This window comes from Streptomyces sp. NPDC051684 (genome assembly GCF_044453445.1).
In the GTDB taxonomy this organism is placed as follows: Bacteria; Actinomycetota; Actinomycetes; order Streptomycetales; family Streptomycetaceae; genus Streptomyces.
This window is the reverse complement of record NZ_JBITCS010000044.1, coordinates 1-15546: the sequence shown is the minus strand read 5'-3', so window position 1 is coordinate 15546 and position 15546 is coordinate 1. Positions and strand designations below refer to the sequence as shown.

17 protein-coding genes are annotated in these 15546 nt (G+C 72.1%); 10 read left to right on the top strand and 7 right to left on the bottom strand.

Annotated elements, in window-relative coordinates:
* From ACIA8D_RS35855 to ACIA8D_RS35825, 7 genes are read left to right on the top strand one after another with little or no spacing between them, the layout of a single operon-like run.
* The gene (locus ACIA8D_RS35855; RefSeq protein WP_399238561.1) at positions 1–1026 is read left to right on the top strand and encodes an NAD-dependent epimerase/dehydratase family protein; all 1026 of its coding nucleotides are present in this window, start codon (positions 1–3) and stop codon (positions 1024–1026) included.
* Complete coding sequence (locus ACIA8D_RS35850) at positions 1014–2297, top strand: DUF4910 domain-containing protein (RefSeq protein ID WP_399238559.1); 1284 nt, start codon at positions 1014–1016, stop codon at positions 2295–2297. Before ACIA8D_RS35855 ends, ACIA8D_RS35850 begins: the two co-directional genes overlap by 13 nt.
* Positions 2294–3592: a hypothetical protein gene (locus ACIA8D_RS35845; protein WP_399238557.1), complete on the top strand. Its 1299-nt coding sequence runs from the start codon at positions 2294–2296 to the stop codon at positions 3590–3592. The genes ACIA8D_RS35850 and ACIA8D_RS35845 overlap by 4 nt, the downstream gene beginning before the upstream one ends.
* Complete coding sequence (locus ACIA8D_RS35840; protein WP_399238555.1) at positions 3589–4536, top strand: glycosyltransferase family 2 protein; 948 nt, start codon at positions 3589–3591, stop codon at positions 4534–4536. Before ACIA8D_RS35845 ends, ACIA8D_RS35840 begins: the two co-directional genes overlap by 4 nt.
* Positions 4533–5744: a polysaccharide pyruvyl transferase family protein gene (locus ACIA8D_RS35835; protein WP_399238553.1), complete on the top strand. Its 1212-nt coding sequence runs from the start codon at positions 4533–4535 to the stop codon at positions 5742–5744. The genes ACIA8D_RS35840 and ACIA8D_RS35835 overlap by 4 nt, the downstream gene beginning before the upstream one ends.
* Positions 5741–6292, top strand: coding sequence for a dTDP-4-dehydrorhamnose 3,5-epimerase (rfbC, locus tag ACIA8D_RS35830; protein WP_399238551.1), 552 nt, complete (start codon positions 5741–5743; stop codon positions 6290–6292). The genes ACIA8D_RS35835 and rfbC overlap by 4 nt, the downstream gene beginning before the upstream one ends.
* A gap of 58 nt (positions 6293–6350) precedes the next feature.
* Positions 6351–7679 carry a glutamate-1-semialdehyde 2,1-aminomutase gene (locus ACIA8D_RS35825; protein WP_399238549.1) on the top strand — a complete coding sequence of 443 codons (1329 nt, stop codon included), beginning with the start codon at positions 6351–6353 and terminating at the stop codon, positions 7677–7679.
* A gap of 14 nt (positions 7680–7693) precedes the next feature.
* Here ACIA8D_RS35825 and ACIA8D_RS35820 read toward each other — a convergent pair whose 3' ends face one another.
* On the bottom strand, positions 7694–8332 hold the full coding sequence (locus tag ACIA8D_RS35820) for a phosphatase PAP2 family protein (protein ID WP_399238547.1): 639 nt from the start codon (positions 8330–8332) through the stop codon (positions 7694–7696).
* Positions 8333–8676: 344 nt separating this feature from the next.
* Here ACIA8D_RS35820 and ACIA8D_RS35815 point away from each other — a divergent pair, with 344 nt between their 5' ends.
* Positions 8677–10125, top strand: a complete 1449-nt coding sequence (locus ACIA8D_RS35815; RefSeq protein ID WP_399238545.1) for a DEAD/DEAH box helicase — start codon at positions 8677–8679, stop codon at positions 10123–10125.
* A gap of 40 nt (positions 10126–10165) precedes the next feature.
* Here the strand turns inward: ACIA8D_RS35815 and ACIA8D_RS35810 are convergent, their stop codons facing one another.
* Positions 10166–10732, bottom strand: a complete 567-nt coding sequence (locus tag ACIA8D_RS35810; RefSeq protein WP_399238543.1) for an SRPBCC family protein — start codon at positions 10730–10732, stop codon at positions 10166–10168.
* Positions 10732–11346, bottom strand: coding sequence for a TetR/AcrR family transcriptional regulator (locus ACIA8D_RS35805; protein WP_399238540.1), 615 nt, complete (start codon positions 11344–11346; stop codon positions 10732–10734). Before ACIA8D_RS35805 ends, ACIA8D_RS35810 begins: the two co-directional genes overlap by 1 nt.
* Positions 11347–11518: 172 nt before the next feature.
* Here ACIA8D_RS35805 and ACIA8D_RS35800 point away from each other — a divergent pair, with 172 nt between their 5' ends.
* A complete protein-coding gene (locus ACIA8D_RS35800) occupies positions 11519–12346 on the top strand; it encodes a MarR family transcriptional regulator (RefSeq protein ID WP_399238538.1) in 828 nt (275 codons plus the stop codon).
* A gap of 12 nt (positions 12347–12358) precedes the next feature.
* On the opposite strand, the gene ACIA8D_RS35795 is transcribed toward ACIA8D_RS35800, so the two are convergent.
* The 4 genes from ACIA8D_RS35795 to ACIA8D_RS35780 all read right to left on the bottom strand — a co-directional run bounded on the left by ACIA8D_RS35795 (position 12359) and on the right by ACIA8D_RS35780 (position 14927).
* Positions 12359–13171 carry an alpha/beta fold hydrolase gene (locus ACIA8D_RS35795; protein WP_399238535.1) on the bottom strand — a complete coding sequence of 271 codons (813 nt, stop codon included), beginning with the start codon at positions 13169–13171 and terminating at the stop codon, positions 12359–12361.
* 214 nt (positions 13172–13385) lie between these two features.
* On the bottom strand, positions 13386–14006 hold the full coding sequence (locus ACIA8D_RS35790; protein WP_399238533.1) for a hypothetical protein: 621 nt from the start codon (positions 14004–14006) through the stop codon (positions 13386–13388).
* Complete coding sequence (locus ACIA8D_RS35785) at positions 13967–14377, bottom strand: FAD-dependent monooxygenase (protein WP_399238644.1); 411 nt, start codon at positions 14375–14377, stop codon at positions 13967–13969. The genes ACIA8D_RS35790 and ACIA8D_RS35785 overlap by 40 nt, the downstream gene beginning before the upstream one ends.
* Entirely contained in the window at positions 14367–14927 is a 561-nt protein-coding gene (locus ACIA8D_RS35780) for an FAD-dependent monooxygenase (protein ID WP_399238531.1), read from the bottom strand. The genes ACIA8D_RS35785 and ACIA8D_RS35780 overlap by 11 nt, the downstream gene beginning before the upstream one ends.
* Before the next feature lie 46 nt (positions 14928–14973).
* On the opposite strand from ACIA8D_RS35780, the gene ACIA8D_RS35775 reads away from it, so the two are divergent.
* On the top strand, positions 14974–15408 hold the full coding sequence (locus ACIA8D_RS35775) for a hypothetical protein (RefSeq protein ID WP_399238529.1): 435 nt from the start codon (positions 14974–14976) through the stop codon (positions 15406–15408).
* Positions 15409–15546 lie beyond the last annotated feature (138 nt).

The window sequence follows — 15546 nt, the reverse complement described above, 5'->3', positions numbered from 1 at the left end:
TTGCGCGTACTACTGACCGGACACCAGGGCTACCTGGGCACCGTGATGGCCCCGGTCCTCAAGGCCGCCGGACACGACGTCGTCGGCCTCGACTCCGGCCTGTTCGCCGACTGCGTCCTCGGCGAGACCCCCGACGACCCGCAGGGGCACCGGGTGGACCTGCGTGACGTCACCGCCGAGCACGTGGCGGGGGTGGACGCCGTGATCCACCTGGCGGCGCTCTCCAACGACCCGCTCGGCTCGCTGGCGCCCGAGCTCACCTACGACATCAACCACCACGCCTCCGTCCACCTGGCCCGGCTCGCCCGCGAGGCCGGCGTCAAGCGGTTCCTGTACGCGTCGACGTGCTCCGTGTACGGCGCGGCGGGCGGCGACGAACTCGTCGGCGAGGACGCCCCGTTGCGCCCCGTCACGCCCTACGCCGAGTCCAAGGTGCGCGTCGAGGACGACCTGCACGCGCTCGCCGACGCCGACTTCACCCCGGTGTACATGCGCAACGCCACCGCCTTCGGCTACTCGCCGAGGCTGCGCGCCGACATTGTGCTGAACAACCTGGTGGGCCATGCCCTGCTGTCCGGCGAGGTGCTCGTGCTCTCCGACGGCACCCCGTGGCGCCCGCTCGTGCACGCCGCCGACATCGCCCGCGCCTTCACGGCCGCGCTGGACGCGCCCCGCGAGGCGGTCCACGACCGGGCGTTCAACATCGGCAGCGAGACCAACAACGTCACCGTCGCCGAGATCGCCGAGCAGGTCGCCGAGGCGGTGACCGGCGCGAAGGTGCGCATCACGGGGGAGGCCGGCGCCGACCCGCGCTCCTACCGCGTGGACTTCGCCCGCTTCCGCGCCGCGATCCCCGGCTTCGACTGCGAGTGGACGGTCAAGCGGGGCGCGCTCGAACTCGCCGAGGCCTACCGGAAGTTCGGCCTCACCAAGGACGCCTTCGATCACCGCTTCACCCGCCTCGCCGTGCTGCGCGCGGCCTCCGAGACGGGCGCCGTCGACGACACCCTGCGGTGGCGCCCGTGACCGCGACAGGTGAGCAGATGCACGAACTGGTGGAGCGGATGTACCCGCTCTGCCGGAGCATCACCGGCGACGGGGTGCGCGCCACCCTCGCGATCGTCGGCGAGTACATCCCGCTCGACGTCCACGAGGTGCCGACCGGCACCCAGGTCCTCGACTGGACGGTGCCGCAGGAATGGAACATCCGCGACGCGTACATCGCCGACGCGTCCGGGAAGCGGGTCGTCGACTTCGCGGCCTCCAGCCTGCACGTGCTCGGCTACAGCGTCCCGGTGTCGGCGACGATGCCGCTGTCCGAGCTGCGCTCCCATCTGCACACCCTGCCCGAGCAGCCGGATCTGGTGCCGTACCGCACCAGTTACTACAAGCCGGACTGGGGATTCTGTCTGGCCCAGAACACCCTGGACGCGCTGCCGGACGGCGAGTACGAGGTGTGCGTGGACTCCACCTTGGAGGACGGCCACCTCACCTACGCCGAGCACGTCGTGCCGGGCCGGGTCCCCGACGAGGTGATCGTCTCCTGTCACGTGTGCCACCCCTCGCTCGCCAATGACAACCTGGCGGGCATCGCGGTGGCCACCTACCTGGCCCGCGCGCTGGCCGAGCAGACGCCGTACTACACGTACCGGTTCATCTTCGCGCCCGGCACCGTCGGCGCGATCACCTGGCTCGCCCGCAACAAGGAACGCGTGGCGCATGTGAAGCACGGCCTCGTGCTCGCGTGCGCGGGCGACCGGGGGAACCTCACGTACAAGCGGAGCAGGCGCGGCGACGCCGAGATCGACCGCGTGCTGCGGCACGTGCTGGCCGTGTCCGAACGGCCGCACGAGATCAAGGAGTTCACGCCGTACGGGTACGACGAGCGGCAGTACTGCTCGCCCGGATTCGACCTCGGCGTGGGCTCGCTGACCCGCACCCCGTACGCCGGATACCCCGAGTACCACACCTCGGCGGACAACCTGGACCTCGTCTCCCCGGAGGCGATGGCGGACACCCTCGCCGTCTGCCGCGAGGCGTTCGCCGTCCTGGACCGCAACCGGAGCTACCTCAACCAAAGCCCGTATGGGGAGCCGCAGTTGGGCAGGCGCGGGCTGTACGACGCGCTCGGCGGGCGCAGCGACACCAAGCAGGCCCAGATGGCGATGCTCTGGGTGCTCAACCTGTCCGACGGCGAGCACAGCCTGCTCGACATCGCCGAGCGGTCCGGGCTGCCGTTCGGCACCGTCGCCGACGCGGCCGACGCCCTGGGCGCCGCAGGGCTGGTCAAGGCATGACGTCGATGACCACCGAGGAGGGGAATTCGCGGAAGGGGGCGCCGTCCGCCAGGCGCGCCCTCGCCGGCCGGCTGTCCTGGGGCCTCGCCGACCAGGCGGCCTCCAGCGTGTCCAACTTCGCGGTGGGCATCTACGTGGCGCGGTCATTGGGCGTGACCGCGTTCGGCGTGTTCAGCCTGGCCTGGGTGACGTACGGTGTCGTGCTCAACGTCTCCCGGGGACTGGCCACCGACCCGCTGATGGTGCGCTTCAGCGGGGTGGCGCAGGAGTCCTGGCGCGGCGCCGTCGCCCGCTGCTCGGGCACCGCACTCGGCGTCGGCACCGCGCTCGGCGCGGCGTCGGTGGTGCTCGGCCTCGCGCTCGGCGACCGCATCGGGCCCGCCTTCGTCTGCCTCGGCATCGTCCTGCCCGGACTGCTGCTGCAGGACTCCTGGCGGTTCGCCTTCTTCGCCGCGGGCGCCGGCCGCAAGGCGTTCGTCAACGACATCGTGTGGTGCGTCGCCCTCGTCCCCGCCCTGGTGGTGGCGGCCCGCGTGGGCGGCGTGGCCGCCTTCGTGCTCGCCTGGGGCGGCTCCGCCGCGGTCGCCGCCGCGTACGGCTGCTTCCAGTCCGGCATCGCGCCCCGGCTCACCGGAGCGCGCACCTGGCTGCGCGAGCACCGCGACCTCGGCACCCGCTACCTCCTCGAGAACGTCAGCAACAGCGGCGGCAGCCAGCTGAGGGCGTACGGGCTCGGCGTGATCGTCGGTGTCGGAGCGGTCGGCGTGGTCCGCGGCGCCGAGCTGCTGCTCGGCCCGTTCATGGCTGTCCTGATGGGGCTCTCGCTGGTCACCGTCGCGGAAGCGGCCCGCGTGCTGCGGCGGGCCCCGCACCGCCTGGGCACCTTCTGCCTCATGCTCGGCGGCGGACAGGCCGTCGCCGCGCTGTTGTGGGGCGGGGCGCTGCTCCTGGTGCCCGACCGGGCCGGGGAGCTGGTGCTCGGCGACGTCTGGAGCTCCGCCTCCCAGCTCATCGTGCCGGTCACCCTCGGCGTCGCGGGCGCGGGTCTCGGCACCGGCGCCGCCGCCGGACTGCGCGCGCTCGGCGCGGCCCGGCTCAGCCTGCGCTCCCAACTGTTCGCCTCCGCCTGCTACGTCGGCGGCGGGCTCGGCGGCGCGGCCGCGGGCGGCACGGTCGGCTCCGCCTGGGGTGTCGCCGCCGCGACCGTCACCGGCTCCGCCGTGTGGTGGCTGCACCTGAGGTACGCGCTGCGCGAGCACCACCACAACCCCACCCCCGAAGCGAGGACCACATGAGCGCCCACCCCCGACTGAGCATCGGCCTGCCCGTCTACAACGGGGAGGAGTACCTCGCCGAGTCCCTCGACGCGCTGCTCGGCCAGACCTACGAGGACTTCGAGCTGGTCATCACCGACAACGCCTCGACCGACGGGACCGCGGACATCTGCCGCGACTACGCGGGGCGCGACCCACGCATCCGCTACATCCGGCTGCCCCGCAACATCGGCGCCGCCCCCAACCACAACTACGTGTTCACCCAGTGCCACGGCGAACTCTTCAAATGGGCCTCGCACGACGACCTGTACGCCCGCGACCTGTTGCGCCGCTGCGTGCGCGCGCTCGACGAGCACCCCGAGGTGATCCTCGCCCACGCCGACCAGGCCGTCATCGACGAGGACGGCAAGGTCAAGGTCCCCTACACGTACACGCTGAACACCGACTCGCCGCGTGCGCCCGAGCGCTTCCGCAGCATGCTGTTCGAGCCCGGCGGCGACGACTTCTACGGTGTGATCCGGGCCGACGTGCTGCGCAAGGTGAAGCCGCACGACAGCTACCACCACGCCGACCGCACGTTCGTCGCCGAGATCGGCCTGCACGGCCCCTTCCACCAGGTGCCCGAGCTGCTCTACTTCCGCCGCGACCACCCCACCCGCGCCGAGCGGGCCAACCCGTCCAAGCGCTCCCGCTGCGTCAACCTCGACCCGCGCCGGGCGGGCGTGCTGCATCCGACGCCCCGGTTGCTCGCCGAGTACGTCCTGGGCTTCGTCTCGGCGATCCGGCGGGCACCGCTGTCCTCGGCCGAACGGGCGGCGTGCTACCGGCACTTGGCGTCCTGGGCGACCAGCCGCGCCCGGCCGGGAGCGGGGGAGCGGGTCGAGGACCGGGCGCCGGTCGACCCCGCCCAGACGGACGTCTCCATCGACGACATCGTCGCGGGCCGCGAGGGGCGGCGCCGATGAACACCGGGCCACGCGTCGGGGTGTTCGGCCTGCTCGGCTCCGGCAACCTCGGCAACGACGGCTCCCTGGAGGCCGTCCTCGGCCACCTGCGCGCCGAGCACCCGGACGCGCCCGTGGACGCGCTGTGCGGCGGCCCCGACATCGTCACCGCCCGCTATGGGATCCCTGCGACACGGCTGCACTGGAACCGCGGCGAGTACCGGACCGCGTCGCGCGCGGGCGCGCTCACGACGAAGGGCCTCGGCAAACTCGTCGACGTCGTCCGCACCGCCGCCTGGGTGCGCCGGCACGACGTGGTGATCGTGCCCGGCATGGGCGTCCTGGAGGCCACCTTGCCGCTGCGGCCGTGGGGCTTCCCGTACTCCCTGTTCCTGCTGTGCGCGAGCGGCCGGCTGTTCGGCACGAAGGTGGCACTGGTCAGCGTGGGAGCCGCCGAGATCCGGGTCCGGCCGACCCGGGTGCTGGTCCGCTGGGCGGCGCGGCTCGCCGCCTACCGCTCGTACCGCGACACCCAGTCCCGTGACGCCATGCGCGCGATGGGCGTGAACACCGCGCGCGACGCGGTCTACCCGGACCTGGCGTTCGCCCTGCCGGTGCCCGAGGCAACGGCCGTCGAGGGCACGGTCTGCGTCGGCGTCATGGACTTCCACGGCGGCAACGACGACCGGGCGCACGCCGAGCGGATCCACCGGCGCTACCTTGAAGGAACGACCCGGTTCGTCCGGGCACTCGTCGAGGACGGCAGGCGGGTCCGGCTCCTCACCGGCGACGACTGCGACGCGACGGTCGTCGAGGCGATCCTCGCCGCGGTCGACTCGCCGCTGGTCACCGCCGCCGAGACGGCCTCCCTCGCCGACCTGATGAAGGAGACCGCGGCCGCCGACACCGTGGTCGCCACCCGCTACCACAACCTGATCTGTGCCCTGAAGTCCGGCACCCCCACCCTCGCCCTCACCTATGCGGCGAAGAGCGAGGCGCTCATGGAACGGATGGGCCTCGGCGCGTACTGCCACCCGGCGCGCGAGGTCGACGCCGACCGGCTCCTGGAGCAGTTCCGGGAGTTGGAGAAGCACTCGGCGGAGCTGCGACAGACGCTCGGTGAGCGCAACAAGGCCGCCACGCAGCACCTCACCCACCAGTTCAACGCGTTGACCGACACCCTGTTCCCGGCCACCGGCCAGACCCGCACACCTCGGGGGAATCGATGAAACTGACCGAAGTCCCGGAGATCGCCGGGGCGTTCCTGCTCGAACCCACGCCGCACGCCGACGAACGCGGCTTCTTCTGCCGCACCTTCGACGCCGACGTGCTCCGCTCGGTGGGCCTCGACCCGGCCGCCTTCGTCCAGGACAGCGTGTCCCGCTCGGTGCGCGGCGTGCTGCGCGGCATGCACCTGCGCTCCGGCGACGGCGAGGCCAAACTGGTGCGCTGCTCGCACGGGAAGATCTTCGACGTCGTCGTGGACCTGCGGCCGGACTCCTCGACGTACCGCAACCGCGCCACGTTCGAACTGTCCGGCGACACGCAGGTCACGCTCTACATCCCGGCGGGGTGCGCGCACGGTTTCCAGGCGCTGACCGAGACCGCCGACACCTCGTACCGCATCGACCGCCCGCACGACCCCTCCGAGGACGTGACGATCGCGTTCGACGACCCGGAGCTCGCCATTCCGTGGCCGCTGCCGACCACCTCGATGTCCAAGCGGGACCGGGAGGCGCCGAGCCTCGCCGAGGTCCTGAAGCAGCAGGGGAGTTGAGGCCGGCGTGCCCATCGACAACACATCACACACGACACACACGACACGAACGGTCGACATGTCGGACGCCGACGAGTTCCAGCTGCCCCGGTCGCGGTCGGCCAACGACCGGCTGCACGCCATGATCCCCGGCGGCGCGCACACCTACGCCAAGGGCGACGACCAGTACCCCGAGCACCTCGCCCCGGTCATCAGCCACGGCCGCGGCGCCCATGTGTGGGACATCGACGGCAACCGCTACATCGAATACGGCTCCGGACTGCGCTCGGTCAGCCTCGGCCACGCCCACCCGCGCGTGAACGAGGCGGTCCGCAGAGAGATCGACCGCGGCAGCAACTTCGTGCGGCCGTCCATCGTGGAGGTCCAGGCGGCCGAACGCTTCCTGGCCACCGTGCCGACCGCCGACATGGTGAAGTTCGCGAAGAACGGCTCCGACGTCACCACCGCCGCCGTGCGCCTGGCGCGCGCCGTCACGGGGCGCAGCCGCGTCGCCATCTGCGCCGACCACCCGTTCTTCTCCACGGACGACTGGTTCATCGGCACCACGCCCATGCCGGCGGGCATCCCGACGGCGACCACCGAACTCACGGTGTCGTTCCCGTACGGGGACCTCGCCGCGACGGAGGCACTCCTCGCCCGGTACGCGGACGACGTCGCCTGCCTGATCCTCGAACCGGCGGCCCACAGCGAACCGCCGCCCGGCTACCTCGAAGGGCTGCGGGAGCTGGCCGACCGGCACGGCTGCGTACTGATCTTCGACGAGATGATCACCGGCCTGCGCTGGTCGGAGGCCGGCGCCCAGGGCCTGTACGGGGTCGTCCCGGACCTCTCCACGTTCGGCAAGGCGCTGGGCAACGGCTTCGCCGTCTCGGCGCTCGCCGGTCGCCGCGAACTGATGGAGCACGGCGGGCTGCGCCACCGCGGCGAGCGGGTCTTCCTGCTCTCCACGACCCACGGCGCGGAGACCCACTGCCTGGCGGCCGCCATGGCCGTCCAGAGCACCTACGTGGAGGAGGGCATCAGCGCGCGCCTGCACACCCTCGGGGAGCGCCTGACCGCAGGGGTGCGCGAGGCGGCGTCGAGCATGGGCGTCGGCGAGAACGTCCTCGTCAAGGGCCGGTCCAGCAACCTGGTCTTCGCCACCCTCGACGAGAACGGGCAGCCCTCGCAGCTGTACCGCACGCTGTTCCTGCGCCGCCTCCTCATGGGCGGCGTCCTCGCCCCGTCGTTCGTGGTGAGCAGCGCGCTCGGCGACGCCGACATCGACCGCACGATCGACGTGGTGGCCGAGGCGTGCGCGGTGTACCGCAAGGCGCTGGACGCCGGTGACCCCACGCCGTGGCTGGCGGGACGGCCGGTCAAGCCGGTCTTCCGCCGCCTGGTCTGAGGTCGGCGCCGCCTTCAGCGGCGAGCTGGTCGGCCGGCGTCCGAGACCCGGTCGACCAGCCACGCGGTGGCCGGCACCACCGCGAGGGCGAGGCACCAGCCGCCGACCGCGTCCGTCGGGTAGTGCGCGCTCAGGGCGACCTCCGCCCAGCCCATGACGGCGCCGGCGGCCAGGCCCGCGCCGAACACGAGCGACGCGCCGGCCGCTCTGCCGAGCCCCAGCCGCCCTGCCGCGACCAGCGCCACCGCGAGGGCGAGCGCGGTGAGGAAGGCGGTGTGCCCGCTCGGACAGGACAGGTTGTCCGGACCGTGGATGGTGCGTCCCACCACCGACTTGACGACGGTCCCCGCCCCCACGGTCAGGACGACCGCGGCGACCACGAACACCGCCGCGCGCGGCCGGCGCAGCACCAGACACCACGCCACGGCGGCCACGACCAGCACCGCCGCGCCCACCGGTTCGCCCAGGAAGTCGACGGTCAGCGCGACGCCCCGCCACGGCGGCCGCACACTGTCGTCCGTCGGCAGGACGAACCACCGGTCCACCCGGCCGGACTCGCTGTGCCCCGCGTACATGACCCCGATCGCGGCGACGACGAGCGCGGAGAGCGCCGCCACGAACCCGAGCCAGGCGCGCAGCGCTCCGGGCAGCACCGCAGGAGGTCCGGAAACCGCCTGGTCGTGACGGCCACGCTCCGGCCCCGCTTCAGTCAGGTGATCCAACGCGATCCCCCCGTCGTGTCCCACCCACCTTTCGGCGACCCTATCCGCCCCGGGTGCGTGGCGGCGCTTCAACTCGGCAAGTAGACAGCGGTGTTGAAACCGGGCAGGGGAGGGGCGGCGGTGCCACGAGTGAAGAGGGTGCGGCGCCCCGTGCTAGCGTTGAGCGTTTGCAGCGCAGTTGTACCGGTGTCCCGTCAGGGGACCGTCGGTCGGCCGCCGCCACCCATCCCGCCGCGCCTTCCTCGGTACGGTCCCCCTTCGCAGGAAGGCTCTCTGTGAGCGAATCAGCACGTGCCGACTACGCCCCGCAACAGGACGACGCGCCGGGCACCGCCCCCGTGGCGTCCTTCGCGGACCTGGACCTGCCGGCCGCGGTGCTGCGCACGCTCGACGAGCACGGCGTGAGGAAGCCCTTCCCCATCCAGGCGGCGGCGCTGCCGAACGCGCTGGCGGGGCGCGACGTCCTCGGCCGGGGCCGCACCGGTTCCGGCAAGACGCTCGCCTTCGGCCTGGGGCTGCTCGCCCGGACGGCCGGGCGGCGCGCGCAGCCCAAGGAGCCGCTCGCCCTCGTGCTGGTCCCCACCCGCGAGCTGGCGCAGCAGGTGGCCGAGGCGCTCACCCCGTATGCCGAGGCGCTGCGGCTGCGACTCGCGACCGTGGTGGGCGGCGTGTCCATCAGCCGCCAGTCCGCCGCGCTGCGCGATGGTGCAGAGGTCGTCATCGCCACTCCGGGCCGGCTGCACGACCTGATCGACCGCAAGGGCTGCCGCCTGGGCCGGGTGCGCATCACGGTCCTGGACGAGGCCGACCAGATGTGCGACATGGGCTTCCTGCCGCAGGTCACCGAGATCCTGGACCAGGTGCGCACCGACGGCCAGCGGATGCTGTTCTCCGCGACCCTCGACGCCGACGTCGACCAGCTGGTGCAGCGCTACCTGCGCGACCCGGCCGAGCACTCCGTGGATCCCTCGTCCAGCTCGGTATCCACGATCGAGCACCACGTCCTCGTCGTGCACGGCCCCGACCGGTGGTCCGTGGCCACGGAGATCGCCGCCCGGGACGGCCGTGTGCTGCTCTTCCTCGACACCAAGCACGGCGTCGACCAGCTCACCAAGCACCTGCGGGCCAGCGGGGTGGCCGCCGCCGCGCTGCACAGCGGGAAGGCGCAGCCGCAGCGCACCCGGACCCTGGCCCAGTTCAAGAACGGCGAGATCACCGCGCTGGTGGCGACGAACGTCGCCGCGCGCGGTCTGCACGTCGACGACCTCGACCTCGTGGTCAACGTGGACCCGGCGACCGATCCCAAGGACTACCTGCACCGCGCGGGGCGCACCGCCCGCGCCGGCCGCTCCGGCACGGTCGTCTCCCTCGTCCTGTCGGGGCAGCGACGCGAGACGAGCCAGGTGATGGCGGACGCCGATGTCAGGGCCAAGGTCACCAAGGTGCGGTCAGGGGAGGCGGAGCTGAGCCGCATCACCGGCGCCAAGGCCCCCTCGGGCAAGCCCCTCGACGGCGGCCCCGCCCAGCGCCCCAAGAACGAGAACACCCCGTTCCGCGGCCTTGGCAGCAGCAAGAACCCGAAGAGCGGTTCCGGAACCGGGACGGGTTCCGGAACCGGCTCGGGCGGCCGCGGCTCGCGCAAGACCAACGAGGCCCGCAAGCTCGCGGAGGCCCGCAAGCTCGCGGAGGCGCGCAAGGCGGCGCGGGTGCGCAGGGGCGGCTGACTCCGGCCCGCTTCGGGCGGCCGAGGTCGGACGGCCGGTTTCAGGAGGCCCTGACCTCGGCCAGACGGTCGGCCAGGGCCCGGTTCATTGCGCGGAACTGCGGCAGGGTGTTGGACTCCAGCGTGCTCCGGACGAAGGGAACCGCCACGCCGCTGAAGCTCTCGCTCTGCGTCAGCCTGACCCGGTGGCCGCCCACCTTGTCGATGCGGAAGCGGTGTTCGCCGTCGAAGACGAGGCCGGGGCCGATCCGGCCGAGCCAGCGCAGCTCCCGGCCCGCGTCGGCGGCCAGCACGGTGGGCGTGAACGTGGTGTCCCCGGTCCTGTCGCGCAGGACCAGCCGCAGCGTGGCGTCCTTCCGCAGCGCGCCGCTCGCGGAGACGATGAACGGGTTCCACTCGTCGTAGGCCCGCAGATCGGACAGCACCCGCCAGACCTCGTCGGGCGTCGCCTCCAGCTCGATCGACGAACTCAGCTGGTACGGGCGGGCGTTGGTCCAGCCGGTGTAGATCGCCAGCAGGACGAGGAGCGAGGCCAGCACGGCGGCCAGGCGGCGGCGCCGGGGACGGGTCCCGCGCGGGCGTATCGGGGCTTCCAGTAATGCGGTCATCAACTCTCCCTGAGCGGTAGCGCGCCGCGCAGGGCGGCGCTCACGAGTCGTTCGGCATACGCACGGTCGATCGGCCGGCCGGTGATGAGCAGCCGGTAGTACAGGGCCCCCGCGAGCTGGTCGAACAGCAGGCCGGAGTCGGTGGAGGAGTGCAGCTCGCCGCGGAGCCGGGCGCGGTCGATCAGTCCCAGGACGACCTGGTTGCGCCGGGTGAAGACGTCGCGGACCAGCACACCGATGTCGGGGTGCCGGGCGGCCGCGGCGACCAGCTCGGCCACCACACCGGCGGAGAGGTCGTCGGGCTCGCCCTGCCGTCCCGCGCGCCGCATGCTGTTGAGCCCGAGGGCGATCTGCTCCGCGTAGGCGGTGAGGTCGGCGCGCACATCCCCGGTGTCCGGGACGGCCACGTCGTCCTGCATCCGGGCGACGACCGCGACGGCCAGATGGTCCTTGGTGGGCCAGCGCCGGTACAGGGTCGTCTTGGCCACGTCCGCCTGTTCGGCGACCTTGTCCACGACGAAGCCCGCGTAGCCGTGCTCCAGGAGCTGGTCCCGCGCCGTCCGCAGAATCCGCTCGTCGGCCTCGGCGTTCCGTGGCCGCCCTCGCTGTGCCATGCCCTGCACCGCCCCAGTCTTTACGCTACTGCCGTTTCGTAATTGGAGCGTACGAAGACCGGGGCCTTTACGCAACGGCTGTAGCGAAATTGGGTGCGGTAGCCCGCGACCGACTCAGCCGCGCGCGGGAAGCGGCCGGTGCGTGTCCGCGACCGCGGGCATGATGGGGGCCATGACGCACACCGCACGTCGGATGTTCGAGCTCCTGGAGCCGATCTGCCTGGTCACCTACTTCGCGGACGAGTGCAATCAGGAACTGGCCGCGCTCGGCCACCGCACCTATTGGGACGGCTACTTCGCCAGTCGCGCCGCGCCCCTGGGGCGGGTGCCGGCCGAGGTCGTGCACGCCGCCTTCTACAGCTTCGCCGAGGGGGAGGCCGCGCGGCACATCCCCAGCGCGTGGGAGACGATCCCGCCCGAGGCGTCCGTCGCCGCGCGGGAGCGGGGCAGCGCGGCCTCGCTGCGGCGGATCCTCGGCGCCGAGGCGGCCGGCTCGCCAGGCGTCGCGCGCGCCGCCGACCTGACCACGAAGGCCGCGACGAGCGCGTCGACGGCGGGCCGGTTCATGTACGCCGGGATGCGCGGCCTTCCGGTGCCCGAGGACCCGGTCGCACGGCTGTGGCATTCCGCGACCATGCTGCGCGAGCACCGGGCCGACGGGCACATCGCCGCTCTCCTCGGAGCGCGGATCGGCGGTACGGAGGCGCATGTGCTCTCGGCGCTGGACATGGGCATCCATCCGCCGGAGTCGTTCGGGCGCATCCAGCATCTGCCGAAGGACCGCCTGGCCGCGGTCATGGACGGCTTGCGCGAGCGCGGGCTCGTCGACGCCGAAGGCAGGTTCACCGACGCCGGCCGCGCGACCAAGCGGCGCATCGAAGCCCTGACCGACGAACTCGCCGCTCCGCCCTACGAAGCCCTCCCGCCCGAGGAGCTCGACGAACTGGTCGCGCAGCTCGAACCCCTCACCGAGACGCTGGTCGCCGCGGGGTCGCAGTGACGAGCAACCGCGCTACGACGCCGCGCCGACGGGCACCCTGTCGAGAGCCGGACGTTCGACCTCGGTCAGGAAGTCGAGCGTCTCGATCGGCTGGTCGGTGAAGTAGTCGGCGATGAGCCGGGAGAACTCCTTGCCCCGTTCGAGATTGGGCAGGTGGTCGGCCTCGCGGATCAGGGAGAACTGCCCCTGCTGAATCGTTGCGGCAACCTCGCGCACGCGGTCGGGGGTGGAGAACTCGTCGAACTCGCCGGTGAAGCACAGGGCCGGTACGTCGGGGATGCCGCCGGGCGGAAGGCCGGGAGTGGCCAGGACCCGCTCCAGGATGGCGAGATGCCGGGGCACGTCGGCCTCGGTGATGGCGCTCATCGTGCACGCCAGCAGGCGGGCCGTGACGGCGCGCTTGCGGACGGGACGGTCCGGGTGCGCCATGAGCGCCTCCACCGTCACCCGGCCGTAGGCGCTCGAGACGTCACCGGCGGCGAGGCTGTCGACCATGGCCCGCAGCGCCGTCCGGCACTCGGCCGGGTACTCGACGGAAGCCCCGGCGAGCATCAGGCGCTTGACGCGCTCGGGACGCCGTTGGGCCAGCCGGTACGCGATGGGAACGCCGTAGGAGGCGGCGAACAGGTTGACGGTGTCCAGCTCCAACTGCCCGAGCAGATCGCCAAGCACCTCGGTGAGGAAGTCGAAGCCGTACTCCGCGGGCAGATCGTCCGCGTTGCCCGAGCCGGGGAAGTCGACGGTGATGACCGTCGCAACCTCCGTCCATGGCTTCTCCAGGCGGCGGAAGGCGTACATGTCCTGGAAAGAGCCCCCCAGCAACACGATGGGCTCCGTCCGGGGAGCGGGGTTCTCGACGACACGGCACTCATAGGCGAACCCTTTGAAATGCAACCGGCGTACGAATTCCTCAGGCATGGGCGGGTGACTCCTGGAAGAGGGGGAAACGGTCACCCAGTCCAACGAACTCCTGCTGTTGGGGTAATGGATCAACGCAAGACGCCGGGTTTCACCCCCCTCTCCGCGGCCTGTCGCCGCGTCATTTCACCGTGATGCGCCGTAGGTCGGTGCCGACGAGCACGCGGCCGCCGTAGCCCTGTTGGGCCCAGCGCTGCCATTGCCGTACGTCGAGGGGGTCGCGGGCGAGGTCGATGAGGTGGCTCAGGGCGAGGCGCCTCGCGCCGGACTCCTCCGCTACGGCGCCCACTTTCTGCACCTCGACGTGCGACTCCAGCATGTGGCTGCGCAGGGCGGGCGACAGTTCGGCGCCCCGCAGGTTGATCGCCTCGTGCACGAGCAGGTCGGTGTCCCGGGCGAGGGCGGGCATGTTGGGGGTGTGGGTGGTGTCGCCGGAGAACGTGACCGATCCGTACTCGGTGTCGAAGCGGTACGCGAAGGAAGGGAACACCGGGCCGTGCGGCACGAGGACCGCGCTGACCTCCACCCGGTCGTCGCTCATCACCGGGAACGGCCGCATCATGGGCGCGGTGTTCGTGAAGTCGGCGCCGACGTCCGGGAGTTGGATCTCGTGCACGTCGACGAGCGTGGTGGGGTCCCGGATGCCGGAGTCGCGGATGAAGAGGTTGCTGGAGTAGGCGACGGCCCTGGTCATGTGCTCCGTCAGCGCGCGGGTGCCCGGCGTCGGGTCCGAGTAAGCCACGACCGGGGCGGTCCCGCCGCCGAACGCCGGCGGCAGGCCGCGTCGCCGGCGAGGAAGACGCGGCCGCGGCGCCAGGTGTCGGCCATGCGTACGTGGTGCCGGTAGAAGGCGTGCTGGTGGATGTCGACGTCTTCCGTGCTGACGCCCAACGCGTCGAGAAGCGGCCACACCTCGGCGCTGGTGGGGAAGTCGGCCTCGGTCTCGCCGGGTTTGAGCGGGATCTCCCAGCGGTGGTTGCCCGCGGACAGCGCGATGTCGACAACCGGCCGGTCCTTGTCGGTCCAGAAGGTGAGGAAGTCGCGATCGGGCCACCAGCGCTCGACCCGGCAGTCGATGACGACCCACGTGACTTGCTTGGTGTCACCGAGCAGCTGGATGCCCAGGCGCTGCCGGGTCCGGCTGCCGGCTGCTGCCGCCGTCCGCGGCGATCGCGTACCGGGTGCGGTACGTGCGGACCTCGCCGGTGTCCGTGTCGGTGGTGGTGACCGTGACACCGGAGTCGTCCTGCTCGATCTCGGTGACCTCGGCGCCGTAGCGCACGGTGATCAGGTCCTCGCGCTCCTGGGCGCAGGAGCGCAGCTCGCTCTCCATGACCGGCTGGTAGATGTTGTAGCAGCGCGAGCCCGCGCCGAGCGCGGAGGGCGGATGCTCGACGCGCATCACCTCGTCGCCCTCGTACGTCACCCAGCGCAGGGCGCGCTGCGGGTCGATCACCTTCTCGACGCGCTCGCCGATGCCCAGGTTCTGGAAGATCCGCATCGTCCAGTCGTTGACGGTGACGGCCCGCGCCCGCGGATAGATGTCCCGGTCCCGTTCGAGGGCGAGCACCTGCGCGCCCTGCTGGGCGAGGCTGAGTGCGGCGATGACTCCGGTGGGGCCGTACCCGATGACGGCGACGTCCGCGTCGAACTGTTGGCGCATGGGCGGCCTCCCTGTTCGTTCCAGGATTGGACCGATCGGTCCAATCGTGGTGACTGTCACACGGCGCGAAAGCCCGCGCGAGGGCGGCGCCCGCGACCGCCTCGGCTGGTACCTGCGGCGCACCGGCGAGGTCTTCCTCGCCAATCCGGACTTCCTGCGGCTGCACCTGATCCTGCTGATGAACGCGGAGGCGTCGGACGAGGCGGAGGCGGCGGAGGTCGACCGGATCATCGAGCGGGTGCGGCGGGACGGCACCGTGATCATGAACCGCATGATCGCCGACTCGTTCGCCGCGTACGGTCCCGAGGCGGCGCAGGCCGTGGCCGACCGGCTCGACCGGTTCGCGGTCTCCGGCTTCGACGGCGCGTTCGTCGCGTGGCAGGCCGACCGCTCGCAGTCGATGGACGCGGCGATGGCGCTGCTCACGGACGCGGTGGTGGCGGTCGGCGAGTCGATCGCGGAGTCGGTGCGCGCGGAGTGACGACGGGCTCCCGTCGAGTGCGCACCCCTGGGGCGGACCAGGGGCTAGGGCTTGTCGTTTGGATCAGGCCGGGCTCGCGGGGCCTGGCACGCACGCTCGCGGCGTTGTCGTCGGTCGACGACGCTCCGCGTCGCCTCC

What these genes read in the sequence shown, in the direction of transcription:
- ACIA8D_RS35845 (WP_399238557.1), top strand. Translation starts at nt 2,294, where the DNA reads ATGACGTCGATGACCACCGAGGAGGGGAATTCGCGGAAGGGGGCGCCG.
- ACIA8D_RS35840 (WP_399238555.1), top strand. Translation starts at nt 3,589, where the DNA reads ATGAGCGCCCACCCCCGACTGAGCATCGGCCTGCCCGTCTACAACGGG.
- ACIA8D_RS35835 (WP_399238553.1), top strand. Translation starts at nt 4,533, where the DNA reads ATGAACACCGGGCCACGCGTCGGGGTGTTCGGCCTGCTCGGCTCCGGC.
- rfbC (WP_399238551.1), top strand. Translation starts at nt 5,741, where the DNA reads ATGAAACTGACCGAAGTCCCGGAGATCGCCGGGGCGTTCCTGCTCGAA.
- ACIA8D_RS35825 (WP_399238549.1), top strand. Translation starts at nt 6,351, where the DNA reads ATGTCGGACGCCGACGAGTTCCAGCTGCCCCGGTCGCGGTCGGCCAAC.
- ACIA8D_RS35810 (WP_399238543.1), bottom strand. Translation starts at nt 10,732, where the DNA reads ATGACCGCATTACTGGAAGCCCCGATACGCCCGCGCGGGACCCGTCCC.
- ACIA8D_RS35805 (WP_399238540.1), bottom strand. Translation starts at nt 11,346, where the DNA reads ATGGCACAGCGAGGGCGGCCACGGAACGCCGAGGCCGACGAGCGGATT.
- ACIA8D_RS35800 (WP_399238538.1), top strand. Translation starts at nt 11,519, where the DNA reads ATGACGCACACCGCACGTCGGATGTTCGAGCTCCTGGAGCCGATCTGC.
- ACIA8D_RS35780 (WP_399238531.1), bottom strand. Translation starts at nt 14,927, where the DNA reads ATGCGCCAACAGTTCGACGCGGACGTCGCCGTCATCGGGTACGGCCCC.